Consider the following 13,798-nt stretch of genomic DNA (forward strand, 5'->3'; position numbering starts at 1 on the left):
GGGTGTCCCAGCGGTCGCTTGCAGGCAATGCCGGCGGATCTCCGCCGTGTATTTTGCAGCGTCCTTTCGGCCCCAGCCCCCATTACTTGATGCATCACACGGGGTCTTGCCGATGCCTACTTCCTCTTCCGCTTTGTCCAACGGACGCGATGCGGCTCATGCGCCGCTGATTCAACTGTCGCCGGAAACGCTCGCTGCGCCTGCGCGCGAACCCTCGATGCAGATCATCCGACGCAACGGCACGGTGTCGCCGTTCGACGGCAGCAAGATTTCCGTGGCCATGACCAAGGCTTTCCTCGCGGTCGAGGGCCACACGGCAGCGGCCTCGCGCCGCGTCCATGAGGCGGTGGAACAGCTGACCGGCGAAGTCGTGGCCGCACTGACGCGCCGCGTCGGTGAGGGGCGCACCTTCCATATCGAGGACGTCCAGGATCAGGTCGAGCTAGCGCTGATGCGCAGCGAGCACCACAAGGTGGCCCGCGCCTATGTGCTGTACCGCGAGGAGCGCGCTCGCACCCGCGCCGAGGAACTGGCCGCGAAGCCGGCGCTCGTCTCCAGCGCACCGGTGCTGCATGTCACGCTCGCCAATGGCACCCGTGCGCCGCTCGATTCGGCGCGTCTGGCGCTGATCGTCAACGAGGCCTGCGCCGGCCTGGACGGCGTCGATGCCGCGCCCGTGCTGGAGGAAACGCGCCGCAATCTCTATGACGGCATCACGCTGGATGAGCTGGCACTGGCCGGCATCATGGCCGCGCGCACGTTGGTGGAACAGGAGCCGAACTACACCTTTGTCAGCGCCCGCCTGCTCCTCGACAAACTGCGTACCGAAGTCCTGTCCTTTGTCGGGGGCACGCCGACCCACGCGTCGCAGGCCGACATGACCACGCGTTACGCCGAATATTTCGGCGCCTATATCAAGACCGGCATTGCGGCCGAGCTGCTCGATCCCGAACTCGCGCGCTTCGATCTCAAGCGAATCTCGGCAGCGCTGAAGCCGGAGGGTGATCTCCAGTTTCAGTTCCTGGGCCTGCAAACGCTCTATGACCGGTACTTCCTGCATGTGCAGGGCAATCGGATCGAACTGCCGCAGGCGTTCTTCATGCGCGTTGCCATGGGCCTCGCGCTGCGCGAGATCGACCGCGAAGCCCGCGCGATCGAATTCTACAACCTGCTGTCGTCGTTCGACTTCATGGCCTCGACGCCGACGCTGTTCAATTCCGGCACGCTGCGGCCGCAGCTGTCGTCCTGCTTCCTCACGACGGTGGCCGACGATCTCGACGGCATCTTTAAGTCGGTGAAGGACAACGCACTGCTGGCGAAATATTCCGGCGGTCTCGGCAATGACTGGACGCGCGTGCGCGGTCTCGGCGCGCATATCAAGGGTACCAATGGCGAGAGCCAGGGCGTGGTGCCATTCCTCAAGGTCGCCAACGATACGGCCATCGCCGTCAACCAGGGCGGCAAGCGCAAGGGCGCGGTCTGCGCCTATCTCGAGACCTGGCACATCGACATCGAGGAATTTCTCGATCTCCGCAAGAACACCGGCGACGACCGCCGCCGCACGCACGATATGAACACTGCCAACTGGGTGCCGGATCTGTTCATGCAGCGCGTCGAGGCCGACGGCGAATGGACGCTGTTCTCGCCCGACGAGACGCCGGAACTGCATGATCTCTACGGCAAGCCATTCGCGGAGCGTTACGCGGCTTACGAAGAAAAGGCCGCGCGTGGAGAAATCCGCGTGTTCAAGAAAGTGCGCGCAACTGACCTGTGGCGCCGCATGCTGACCATGGTGTTCGAGACCGGCCACCCCTGGATCACCTTCAAGGACCCCTGCAATCTGCGTTCGCCGCAGCAGCATGCCGGCGTGATCCATTCATCGAATCTCTGCACGGAGATCACGCTGAACACGTCGGACGACGAAGTGGCCGTCTGCAATCTCGGTTCGGTCAATCTGCTGAACCACATCGGCAAAGTCGGCCTGGATCATGCGCAGCTCAAGCGCACCGTGACCACGGCGATGCGGATGCTCGACAATGTCATCGACATCAATTTCTACACCATCCCGGAAGCACGCCGTTCCAACCTCAAGCACCGTCCGGTCGGTCTGGGTCTGATGGGCTTCCAGGATGCGCTGCAGGTGCAGGGCATCGCGATGGCATCGGATGCGGCCGTGGCGTTTGCCGACACCAGCATGGAGGCGATTGCCTTCTATTCCATCTCGGCGTCGGTCGATCTCGCCGCCGAGCGCGGCCGCTATCCGTCCTTCGAGGGATCGCTGTGGAGCCGCGGCATCCTGCCAATCGACTCAATCGAGATCCTTGCGGAGGCCCGCGGTGGTGTGCAGATGGATCGCTCGACCACGCTCGACTGGAACGGCCTGCGTGACCGCGTGAAGTCCACCGGCATGCGCAATTCCAACGTGATGGCGATCGCGCCGACGGCGACGATTTCCAACATTTGCGGCGTCGCGCAGTCGATCGAGCCGGCCTATCAGAACCTCTATGTGAAATCGAACATGTCGGGCGATTTCACGGTGGTGAACGCCTTCCTCGTGCGCGATCTGAAAAAGAGGGGCCTGTGGGACGAGGTGATGGTCTCCGACCTCAAATATTTCGACGGCAGCGTCGGATCGATCGATCGCGTGCCCGACGATCTCAAGGCGCTGTATGCGACTTCATTCGAGATCGACAGCGCATGGTTGATCGAGGCGGCGTCGCGCCGGCAGAAGTGGATCGATCAGGCGCAGTCGCTCAATCTCTATATCGCCAATCCATCCGGCAAGAAGCTCGACCAGCTCTATCGCCTGGCCTGGACGCTGGGGTTGAAGACGACCTACTACCTGCGCTCGCGCAGTGCCACGCATGTGGAGAAGTCGACGCTGAAGGGCACGGACGGCAAGCTCAATGCCGTGTCGGCAACGGTCACAGCAGCGAAGACGGCCGGTGCGCCGATCCTCGTTCAGTCTTCCGTCACGGCGCCGGAGCTGAATGTCGCGATGGCATGCTCGATCGACAACCCCGAATGCGAGGCGTGCCAGTAAAGGCAGCGTTCTCTCCGCCGTCATTGCGAGGAGCGCAGCGACGAAGCAATCCAGTTCTTTCCGCGCTCGCGGCCTTCTGGATTGCTTCGCTTCGCTCGCAATGACGACCGATCAAACTCAGCTATTTCCAGGAACACCCATGCTCGACTGGTCCGATACCTCATCCGCTCCCAAAACCCCCGCCTTCATCCCGATCCCGCAATCTCCCACCGACGCCACGGGTCTCGGCACCATCGACCGCTCCGGCGGCCGCGTCTCGGTGGACGAGAAGCGGATGATCAACTGCCGCGCCGACGTCAATCAGCTGCTGCCGCTGAAATACAAATGGGCGTGGGAGAAGTATCTCGCCGGCTGCAACAATCACTGGATGCCAACCGAAGTCTCGATGCAGGCGGATATCGCGCTGTGGAAGTCGCGCGACGGTCTTACTGAAGACGAACGCCGCGCCATCAAACGCAATCTCGGATTCTTCGCTGCGTCGGAGAGTCTCGTCGCCAACAATATCGTGCTGGCGATCTATCGCCATCTCACCAATCCGGAATGCCGCCAGTATCTGTTGCGGCAGTCGTTCGAGGAGGCGGTGCATACGCACACCTTCCAGTACATCGTCGAGAGTCTCGGCCTCGATGAGGGCGAGCTGTTCAACATGTATCGCGAGGTGCCGTCGATCACCGAGAAGGCCGCTTGGGCGCTCAAGCACACCCAGCATCTCGACGATCCCGACTTCAAGACCGGCACGCCTGAGACCGATCAGGCCTTCATGCGTGACCTCGTGGCGTTCTACGTGATCTTCGAGGGCATGTGGTTCTACACGGGTTTCGCGCAGATCCTGTCGCTCGGCCGCCGCAACAAGATGGTCGGCATCGCCGAACAGTATCAATACATCCTGCGCGATGAATCCATTCACCTGAATTTCGGCATCGATGTCATCAACCAGATCAAGATCGAGAATCCGCACCTCTGGACCAAGGCGTTCCAGGAGGAAATCCGCGACATGATCCGCACCGCGGCCGAGCTCGAGGCGGCCTATGGGCGGGATACCATGCCGCGCGGCTTCCTCGGACTGAATGCGGCGCTGTGCGAAACCTATATGCACTTCATCGCCAACCGTCGCTGCGCCCAGATCGGTCTCGCGCCGGTGTTCAACGAGACAGAAAATCCGTTCCCGTGGATGTCGGAAGCCATGGATCTGAAGAAGGAGAAAAACTTCTTCGAGACCCGGGTGATCGAATACCAGAATGGTGGCGCGCTGAACTGGGAGTAGTCTTTGGTCTCATATCCGCAGCTGCATGGCGCATATGAATCCGCATCGCTTGACCTGATCGCGTGAGACCCGCAGGCATGATTGGCCTGCGGGCGTCACGCGGATCAGTCGATGCATTCCAGCCACATCCCGAAAGCACCAGCCTATTGGTCGAAGGCCGCCATCGTGCCTGGCATCATTGCCATCGGTCCGATGCTGCCCGGCACGCTCGCTTTCGGCATGGCATTCGGTGCGCTGTGTGCGCAGAAGAACCTCACGCTTGCCGAAGTCGAAGTGATGATGGCGACGGTCTATGGCGGGCTATCGCAATTTGTTGCGGTGCAATCATGGCCTGATGTTTTGACGCCGGGTGCGATCGCGACGCTGGCGCTGTTGACGCTCACCGTGAACATCCGTTTTTTCCTGATGAGCGCGACACTGCGCCCGTGGTTCGGCACGTTGCCCGCATGGCAGGCCTATCCGTCGATGCTGCTGGTCACCGATGGCGGCTGGCTCGCCGCGATGCGCTATCGCGATCATGGCGGGGCCGATGCGTCGTTCTATCTCGGCGGCGGTATCGTGCTGTATTTTACCTGGCTGTTCTCGGCCATCCCCGGTTTCCTGCTGGCCGAACAACTCACTGACCCGAGAAAGTATGGCGTCGATCTGGTGATGCCGGCCTTCTATGCCGCGATGCTGGTGCCCGCATGGAAGGGCCCCCGCCGTGCCATTCCTTGGGTCGTGTCGGGCGTCGTTGCCCTCGCGGTGCATTGGTTGGTGCCGGGCTGGTGGTTCATCATCGCCGGCGCGCTATCGGGAGCGATCAGTGCCGGGCTCATGGACGAACCCGAACCGCAACATCCGGCGGGCGTGTCCGCATGACGGAATTTTTGCGCAGCGATGTGATGGTCGCTTTTGCTGTCATGACGGCGGTCACAGTGGCCTCGCGCCTCGGAGGCTACTGGCTGATGGGCTACGTCAATGTCACGCCGCGGGTGCGGCGGATGCTCGATGCATTGCCGGGCTCGATCATCGTCGCCGCCGCGCTGCCCGTGGCCGTCAATGGCGGGCCGGTGGTGGTTTTCGCGATCCTCGCCGCAATGGCCGTGACCATCATCCGCCGCAACGACTTCATTGCCGTCATCACCGGCATGGCGGTAGCCGCGGCCGCCCGCGCGCTCGGTTTTGGCGGCTAGGTCTACCCGAAAAGTTGAATCCCGCTATGCGCAAAACACCTTGTCAACGAGTCTGAACTAGTGTTCAGTTCTTATCGCGGGCACCCTCAAGCTCGCTCAAAACCTTGAAGTTACGCGCCTTATTTGTGACAGCCGTCAGGTTGGCCAAGGGGTGCCGGGGATGAGACGCTCATGGTTTACCGACGGACCCATCAAGTCGTGAAGCGGCTTGCGGCGCGGCGCAGCGCCATTCTGGCGGCGGCACGCGAAACCTGTGCCGAAGGTGGCATGGCGGCGGTTCAGATTGCGCCGGTTGCGGTTCGCGCCAATGTCGCGGCGGGCACGGTTTATCGGTATTTCCCGTCCAAGGCCGACCTGATTTCCGAACTCATCGCTGATGTCTCGCGCGACGAACTCGCGGCGATCCGCCGTGCTGCGGATGCCGCGCCGGGACCGTCATCGGCGCTCGCCGCTGCGGTGACCACGGTCGCCGTGCATGTCGTGTCACACCGCAAATTGTCGTGGGGCATCCTGGCCGAGCCGGTCGAGGTCGATGTGACGGAGTCGCGACTGGCTAGCCGCCGCGAGATCGCCGGTGAGATCGAATCCCGCATTGCGGCCGCTATTCGCGCCGGTCATTTGCCGGCGCAGGATACGGCGCTCGCAGCCGCCGCACTGCTTGGCGCGTTGCATGAAGCGCTGGTCGGGCCAATGGCTCCCGACAATCTCGAAGATCAGGCCAAGCTGCGTGACGCGGTGCAGACCGTCACGCTGCTGGCGCTGCGCGCCGTCGGCGTGATGGATGCCCGCGCACGCGGGCTTGTGGTGCAGGCCGTGCTGCCGACCAAGATGGCGGCCGGCGCCTAGCGCGTTTTCAAGCGCAGTGGGCACCGGTTCGCATCAAGAAACCGCGTCAAACCAAAAGGCTTCAGCGCTTACGGCTTGATTTTGCCGTCCTTGTCGAACTGCGCGAGGAAGGCCCACAGGTCGTTGACCTCGGACTCCTTCTTGATGCCGGCAAAGGCCATCTTGGTGCCCGGAATCTTGGCCTTCGGGTCCTTGATGTATTCCTTGAACGTCGCTTCATCCCAGGTAATGCCGGAATTCTTGTTGGCGTCCGAATAGGAATAGCCCTCGGCGACGCCGGATTTGCGGCCGTTCAACCCGTTGAGTTCCGGACCGACCTTGTTCTTGGCGTTTTCGCCAACGGCGTGGCAGGCGAGGCACTTGTTGAAGGAGGATTTCCCGGCGGCGACGTCCTGTGCAAGTGCGAAGGAGGAGGCGGTCGAGGCGGCAAGGACGATCAGGGCGCCGAAAGTGACAGACTTCATGGATGGCTCTTTTTGTTGGTTGGCTTTCCAGCTTAGTTTGTTGCACACGCTCCGAGTAGTCCACAAGTGCGATGGCGGCTGCCGCGCGTTCCGGCACCATGCGACGCGTCATGCTTTGGTAAGCTACCCAAAGCCACACGGACGTGGTTGATTCATGGCAAAGCAGCCGAGTGATCGCTGCGATCTTCGGGAGTGCGCGTTCAATGACCATCATGATGCCCGCGCCGGATCAGGCTGTCCTCGCAAGGCGCGAGGCCATTGTCGCTGCGCTGCACAAGCTGGTGCCGGGCGAGGGCGTGATCTCCAGCGCTGCGGAAATGCTGCCCTATGAGTCCGATGGGCTGATGGCCTATCGCCAGCCGCCGATGGTCGTCGTGTTGCCCGATACGACTGAACAGGTCTCCAAAGTTCTGAAATATTGTCACGAGAACGGCATCAAGGTGGTGCCGCGCGGCTCGGGCACGTCGCTGTCTGGTGGCGCGCTGCCGCTGGCCGACGCGGTACTGCTTGGTCTCGGCAAGTTCAAGCGCGTGCGCGAGATCGATTTCGACAACCGCGCCGTCGTCGTCGAGCCCGGCGTCACCAATCTCGCCATCAGCCAGGCGGTGGCGCATGCGGGCTTTTACTACGCGCCGGATCCGTCGTCGCAGATCGCGTGCTCGATCGGCGGCAATGTCGCGGAGAATTCCGGCGGCGTGCACAGCCTCAAATACGGCATGACCACCAACAATCTGCTCGGCTGCGAGATCGTATTGATGTCGGGCGAAGTCATTCGCGTCGGCGGCAAGACCGCAGAGACATCGGGCTACGACCTGATGGGGATCATCACCGGCTCCGAAGGTCTGCTGGGTGTCATCACCGAAATCACCGTGCGCATCCTCCAGAAGCCGGAAACGGCGCGTGCGTTGATGATCGGCTTTGCCGAGGTCGAGCAGGCCGGCCAGTGCGTTGCCGATGTCATCAGCGCCGGCATCATTCCCGGCGGCATGGAGATGATGGACAAGCCCGCCATACACGCCGCGGAAGCATTCGTTCATGCCGGTTATCCGCTCGATGTCGAAGCACTGCTCATCATCGAACTCGACGGCCCAGGCGTCGAAGTCGACGAACTCATCAAGCGCGTCGAGAAAATCGCGCTCGGCTGCGGCTCGACCACCTGCCAGATATCGACCTCCGAACAGGAACGCCTGCTATTCTGGTCCGGCCGCAAGGCGGCCTTCCCTGCCGTCGGTCGTATCTCGCCGGATTATCTCTGCATGGACGGCACCATTCCTCGCGCGGCCTTGCCGCTGGTGCTGCGCCGCATGAAGGAGATGTCAGCCAAATACGGTCTTGGCGTCGCCAATGTGTTTCACGCCGGCGATGGCAATCTGCATCCGTTGATCCTGTACGATGCGAACAAGCCCGGCGAGTTGCAGCTAGCTGAAGACTTCGGCGCAGATATTCTGAGGCTGTGCGTCGAGGTCGGCGGCGTGCTGACCGGCGAGCACGGCGTCGGCATCGAGAAGCGCGACCTGATGCCGGAGATGTTCAGCGAGGTCGATCTCAATCAGCAGCAGCGTATCAAATGCGCTTTCGACTCGCAGGGTCTGCTCAATCCCGGCAAGGTGTTTCCGACACTGCATCGCTGCGCCGAACTTGGCCGCGTACATGTGCATGGCGGCAAGCTGGCGTTTCCCGATCTGCCGCGATTTTAGTTGGACGCATCCGTGGATATTTTGAAAGTCAGAGACGCTCAGGACGTCGAGCAGGCGGTGCGCGCGGCAATTGCCAGCGAGCAGCCGCTGGAGATCATCGGTCATGGTAGCAAGCGCATGGTCGGCCAACCGGTGGCGACCAATGCGGTGCTCGACGTGTCGGCCTTGAATGCCGTGACGTCCTATGAGCCGAACGAATTGATCCTCACCGTACAGGCCGGCGCGCCGATGGCCGACGTGCTGTCGCTGATCGATTCCAAGAATCAGCAGTTTTCGTTCGAGCCGATGAACACGTCACAGCTCCTGGGCACGCCGGATATCGGCACCATCGGCGGCATGATCTCGGCCGGGCTCGCCGGGCCACGGCGCATTCAGGCCGGCGGTGCGCGCGATCATTTGCTCGGCGTGCATGCGGTTTCCGGCTTCGGCGACAGCTACAAGGCCGGCGGCCGGGTGGTGAAGAATGTCACCGGCTACGATGTCTGCAAGCTGCTCGCCGGCGCGTGGGGCACGCTGTCCGTGATGACGGAGGTGACGCTCAAGGTGATGCCGCGCGCGGAGAGCGAGCGCACCCTGGTGCTGCGCGGGCTCGATGATATCGCGGCCAACAAGGCGATGACCGCAGCGCTGGGGTCGCCCTTCGATGTCTCAGGTGCCGCGCATCTGCCGGGCTCGGCGTTACGCACCACGCAGGGGGCGCTTGGCGAAATCGCGTCGCCCGACCAGTCGGTCACGCTGATCCGCCTTGAAGGCATCACCGCGTCCGCGTCGCAGCGTGCGGTGTCACTGAGCACGACGCTGAAGTCATTCGGCGTGGCCGAGATACTTGAAGACGCTGCATCCGCGGTATTGTGGGCGGCTGTTCGTGACGTGACGCCATTTGCGGCAAGCGGGCCGCGTGCGATGTGGCCGGTGTGGCGCATCGTGACGCCGCCGGCATCCGGCGGTGCACTTGGCCAAGCTATCGCCAAAGGCTCGCAAGGCGAGGTCATCTATGACTGGGGCGGCGGGTTGATCTGGGCGGCACTACCGCCATCGGCTGATGCGCAAGCAGCGCAACTCCGCAAGCTCGTCAATGCAGCCGGTGGCCATGCGACGCTGATCCGCGCGCCGGAAGATGTGCGCCGTGCCGTTGATGTGTTTCATCCGCAGCCCAAAGGCATCGCGGCGCTCGGCGAGCGTGTGCGTCACAGCTTCGATCCGAAGACCATTCTCAATCGCGGCCGGATGTCGCGTGGCCTTGGTACTTGAAAGACTCGCGACATGAAAACCGAATTCACTCCGACCCAGCTGGCCGATCCGGATATTGCCGAGGCCGACAAGATTTTGCGCAAATGCGTGCATTGCGGATTCTGCACGGCGACCTGTCCGACCTATGTGCTGCTTGGCGACGAACTCGATAGTCCGCGCGGCCGCATCTACCTGATCAAGGAGATGCTGGAAAAGGATCAGAAGCCGACTCAGGAGGTGGTCAAGCATGTCGATCGTTGCCTCTCTTGCCTCGCTTGCATGACGACCTGCCCGTCCGGCGTGAACTACATGCATCTCGTCGATCAGGCGCGGGTGAAGATCGAGAAGGACTACAGACGGCCGCTTTCCGAGCGATTGCTGCGTGACGTGCTGGCCTGGGTACTGCCACGCCCCGGTCTGTTTCGCCTGAGCATGACCATGGCCCGGCTGGCGCGGCCGCTGGCGGCGCTGCTGCCCTCGACCAGCAAGCAATCCAACCCGAACTTGCTTAGCCGCGTGAAGGCGATGCTGACGATGGCGCCGAAACAGTTACCCGCCGCCGGTCCATTGGGTGGCAGCGTCTTTCCCGCCATCGGCGCTCGCCGGGGCCGGGTCGCACTCCTGCAGGGCTGCGCCCAGCAGGTGCTGGCGCCGCGGATCAACCAGGCCGCCATCAGCCTTTTGACCCGCCATGGCGTTGAGGTCGTGCTGGTCCGGGACGAACAGTGCTGCGGTGCGCTGACCCATCATCTCGGCCGCGACGGGGATGCGCTGGCGCGGGCCAGGGCCAATATCGGCGTCTGGCTCGGCGAGGCAGGCCGGGGTGGTCTCGACGCCATCCTGGTCACGGCGTCCGGCTGTGGAACCGTTATCAAGGACTATGGCTACATGCTGCGCGAGGACCCGGAGTTCGCCGCGCCGGCCGCCAAGGTCTCTGCGCTGGCGAAGGATATCAGCGAGTATGTCAGCGCCATGGATCTGCCGAAGCCTGACAAACAAAGCGACCTTGTCGTCGCCTATCACTCGGCGTGTTCGCTGCAGCATGGGCAGAAAATCACACAGGCTCCCAAAGAATTGCTTTCCAAGAATGGATTCGTGGTGAAAGATATCCCAGAGAGCCATTTGTGTTGCGGTTCGGCGGGGACGTACAACATTCTCCAGCCTGATATTGCGGGCCGGTTGCGCGATCGAAAGGTCGCCAACATCGCGATGGTCAAGCCGGATATCATCGCTGCCGGCAACATCGGCTGCATGGTTCAGATCGCCGGAGGGACGTCAGTCCCGGTCGTACATACGATTGAGCTACTCGATTGGGCGACAGGCGGTCCCAGGCCAGGATTGAACTGATCTAATTGTGACAACGGCCCCGCGTTAAACTGGCCCCGCGCTGGCGCGGAAGACTTGAAACGCCGGTCCCTTTTGGATCGGCGCCAACAGGAGGACCACGATGGCTAAAGGCAAGAAGTTGAAGAAGGACAAGAAAAAGCAGAAGAAGCTTTTGACGGCGGCGAAACCCGCGAAGAAGTCCTCCAAGAAGTCAGTCAAGAAATCCGCGAAGAAGGCTGTGAAGAAAGCGGCCAAGAAGGCTGCGAAGAAATCAGCCAAGAAGACGGTGAAGAAGGCGGCCAAGAAAGCCACCAAGAAGACCGTCAAGAAGGCCGCGAAGAAGTCTGCCAAGAAGGCGCCGAAGAAAGCTCCCGCCAAGAAGGCAGTGAAGAAGGCTGCGCCGAAAAAGGCCGCCAAGAAAGCAACACCGAAGAAAGCTGCCAAGAAGTCCGTGAAGGTTCCTTCTACGCTGTTGTCGAGCACGGCGCCCGCGCCCGCTGTAACAGAAGCTCCAGCGCCGGTTGCGCTGCCGCCGAAGCCGCCGCGCAAGCCGCGTGCTCCCAAGCCCAAGCCGGTCGCACCGGCAATCGCTGAGACACCGAGCTGGGCGACGCCGGAGCCTGATCCGTCCCCGGTCGAAGGGCATTCTTCAGGCGAGACGACGGCAATCGAATCTCCTGGCGATACGTCGCCCGATCACGACGAAACCAGATAGTCGAACCGGATTAAGTCCGCGTTCCTGACTCGCCAATAAACTCCGGAAAACCGCAGCGCTCGCCGCTGCGGTTTTTGCTTGGTCAGGCTCTGCCGCGCATGCGTATTTCAACCGATGCCGGGTGTCCTGAATTTGCAGGCGATTCGAGTGATCGTCGGCCCGGAGGCTCTGACGGGCAGCTGTTAACCGCTCCACGGACGGCAATCCACAATTCCCAGTCAGTGGTAATTCCCCGTGGTGGTATTTTCGGGCTGGAATCCCTCCAAAAACGTTGTGCTTTTGCAACACCGCGCCACAACCTCTCACGGAAACGTCAGAACGCCTATTTAGGCGGCACTTGCTCGTTTTTTTTCCTTCACCACTGCGGCTTTGCGCCTCAAAGTTGCGTTTAGTCGATGAATTTCGCGGTCTCGCCGTCTTTCGGACACGGAACTGCCTCTGGTTTCAAAAGTGATGGGGAATGTCATGAAGAAAATTGTTGTCGCCTCTGCTGCGGTGCTCGCCATGGGGATGAGCTCGGCTTCCGCAGCCGATCTGGGCGCGAAGATGTACAAGAAGGCGCCGCCGATCGTGGCGGCCTACGATCCTTGGGACATCGCTTTCGGCGCTGCCGTCATGAGCAACTACGTGTTCCGCGGTATCACCCAGTCGAACGGCAACAAGGGTTCGGTCGCAGCTTATTTCGAGCCGCGCTACAACATCACCAAGGACGTCCAGATCTACGCTGGTGTCTCCGGTGAGAGCATCGCCTTCCCGAACCGCGCGTCGATGGAACTCGATGGCTACTTCGGTATCCGCCCGACCTGGGGCGCAGCAGCGTTCGACTTCGGCTTCTTCTATTACGGCTATCCGGGCGGCCAGTGCTTCAACACCCCCGCCTTCTGCGGTGGCGATCTCTCCGCTGTCGCGCTGCCCAACGGCAGCGTCGCCAAGAAGAACGCAAGCTTCTACGAAGGCTATGCCAAGCTCAACTACACCTTCAACGACTACTTCTCGCTGGGCGGCAACGCGTTCTACTCGCCGAACTTCTTGAACACCGGCGCCGAAGGTACCTATGCTTCGATCACCGGTAAGGTGATCGCGCCGTCGACCTGGTTCGGTTCGACCGGCATCGGCTCCTACGTTTCGGGCGAGTTCGGTCGCCAGTGGCTCGGCACTTCGGATTCCTTCTACGGTACCGTCGCCTTCCCGAACGGCATCAAGTACGCCGACTACAACACCTGGAACATCGGCATCGGCTTCACCTACAAGGTCTTCACGCTTGACCTGCGCTACTCGGACACCAACCTGTCCAAGGGTGATTGCAACGCCTTCACTTCGGACTTCACGGCTCCTGCCGCCGGCACCAACTTCACCGCGATCAACCCGTCGGGCGCTGGCTCGAGCTGGTGCGGCGCCACCGGCATCGTCAAGCTGTCGGCTGACCTGACCGCGATGACCAACCTGAAGTAAGAACTTCGACTGAGATCGAAGGGGCGGCAGAGCGATCTGCCGCCCCTTTTCTTTTGGGATAGAGCTTCCATGAATCGGGACTGGTTGCGACGGGCAGCGAAGACGATCCGTCGCAACAATCATCGCAATGCGCTGGCTGGTGCCGTTGCCGGGCTGGGGGCGGGGATTGCCATCGGTGTGATGGAGTTCTTCTCGGCCGTTGCGCATTATCCGCTGGTCATCATCCCCTTTGCGACCTCGATCGTCCTCGTGATCGGCTCACCCGAAGCCGAGCCGGCGCAGCCGCGCGCGTTGGTCGGCGGACACATCGTCGCGACGCTGGTAGGGCTCGCGGTGCTCAAGCTGACCGGCCCCCATGCCTGGGCCGCCGCCATGGCAGTCGGCCTCGCTGTGCTGGCGATGTATGTCACCGGCACATTCCACCCGCCCGCCGGGATCAACCCGCTACTGGTCGTGTCTCACGCCCTACCGTGGACGTTCCTGCTCGCGCCGGTGCTGGTCGGCGCGCTGCTGCTCGCGAGTTTCACGTTTGTCTGGCATCGCTATGCGGCAGGCCGCGACTGGCCGCGGCACTGGCTTTAGCGGG

Annotated in this window: 12 protein-coding genes; 11 read left to right on the top strand and 1 reads right to left on the bottom strand. The window is 62.0% G+C overall.

All coding sequences use genetic code 11. From position 1 onward, the window contains the following. The first annotated feature begins 112 nt into the window (after window positions 1-112). The 5 genes from AB7828_RS26895 (at window position 113) to AB7828_RS26915 (ending at window position 6,328) form a co-directional block, all read left to right on the top strand. Window positions 113-3,043, top strand: a complete 2,931-nt coding sequence (locus tag AB7828_RS26895; protein ID WP_441231651.1) for a ribonucleoside-diphosphate reductase subunit alpha — start codon at window positions 113-115, stop codon at window positions 3,041-3,043. Window positions 3,044-3,182: 139 nt separating this feature from the next. Beyond that, window positions 3,183-4,307 carry a ribonucleotide-diphosphate reductase subunit beta gene (locus AB7828_RS26900; protein ID WP_439057260.1) on the top strand — a complete coding sequence of 375 codons (1,125 nt, stop codon included), beginning with the start codon at window positions 3,183-3,185 and terminating at the stop codon, window positions 4,305-4,307. Between the two features lie 111 nt (window positions 4,308-4,418). Then, window positions 4,419-5,168, top strand: a complete 750-nt coding sequence (locus AB7828_RS26905) for an AzlC family ABC transporter permease (protein ID WP_441231652.1) — start codon at window positions 4,419-4,421, stop codon at window positions 5,166-5,168. Further along, a complete protein-coding gene (locus AB7828_RS26910) occupies window positions 5,165-5,482 on the top strand; it encodes an AzlD family protein (protein ID WP_089261953.1) in 318 nt (105 codons plus the stop codon). Before AB7828_RS26905 ends, AB7828_RS26910 begins: the two co-directional genes overlap by 4 nt. A 171-nt stretch (window positions 5,483-5,653) precedes the next feature. Then, window positions 5,654-6,328, top strand: coding sequence for a TetR/AcrR family transcriptional regulator (locus AB7828_RS26915; protein ID WP_092139147.1), 675 nt, complete (start codon window positions 5,654-5,656; stop codon window positions 6,326-6,328). Between the two features lie 68 nt (window positions 6,329-6,396). Here the strand turns inward: AB7828_RS26915 and cycA are convergent, their stop codons facing one another. After that, entirely contained in the window at window positions 6,397-6,792 is a 396-nt protein-coding gene (cycA, locus tag AB7828_RS26920) for a cytochrome c-550 CycA (RefSeq protein ID WP_439062291.1), read from the bottom strand. A gap of 203 nt (window positions 6,793-6,995) precedes the next feature. Here cycA and AB7828_RS26925 point away from each other — a divergent pair, with 203 nt between their 5' ends. From AB7828_RS26925 to AB7828_RS26950, 6 genes are all read left to right on the top strand, one after another. After that, the gene (locus AB7828_RS26925) at window positions 6,996-8,489 is read left to right on the top strand and encodes an FAD-linked oxidase C-terminal domain-containing protein (protein WP_441231653.1); all 1,494 of its coding nucleotides are present in this window, start codon (window positions 6,996-6,998) and stop codon (window positions 8,487-8,489) included. A gap of 12 nt (window positions 8,490-8,501) precedes the next feature. Beyond that, on the top strand, window positions 8,502-9,740 hold the full coding sequence (locus tag AB7828_RS26930) for an FAD-binding protein (RefSeq protein WP_441231654.1): 1,239 nt from the start codon (window positions 8,502-8,504) through the stop codon (window positions 9,738-9,740). 12 nt (window positions 9,741-9,752) lie between these two features. Beyond that, a complete protein-coding gene (gene glcF, locus AB7828_RS26935; RefSeq protein WP_441231655.1) occupies window positions 9,753-11,066 on the top strand; it encodes a glycolate oxidase subunit GlcF in 1,314 nt (437 codons plus the stop codon). A 100-nt stretch (window positions 11,067-11,166) separates the two neighbouring features. Continuing rightward, window positions 11,167-11,760: a hypothetical protein gene (locus AB7828_RS26940; RefSeq protein ID WP_441231656.1), complete on the top strand. Its 594-nt coding sequence runs from the start codon at window positions 11,167-11,169 to the stop codon at window positions 11,758-11,760. Window positions 11,761-12,225: 465 nt separating this feature from the next. Next, on the top strand, window positions 12,226-13,212 hold the full coding sequence (locus AB7828_RS26945; RefSeq protein WP_089261939.1) for a TorF family putative porin: 987 nt from the start codon (window positions 12,226-12,228) through the stop codon (window positions 13,210-13,212). A 69-nt stretch (window positions 13,213-13,281) separates the two neighbouring features. Beyond that, a complete protein-coding gene (locus AB7828_RS26950) occupies window positions 13,282-13,794 on the top strand; it encodes an HPP family protein (protein WP_089261937.1) in 513 nt (170 codons plus the stop codon). Window positions 13,795-13,798 lie beyond the last annotated feature (4 nt).

This window comes from Tardiphaga sp. 215_C5_N2_1 (assembly GCF_052076055.1).
GTDB classification, from domain to species: domain Bacteria; phylum Pseudomonadota; class Alphaproteobacteria; order Rhizobiales; family Xanthobacteraceae; genus Tardiphaga; species Tardiphaga robiniae.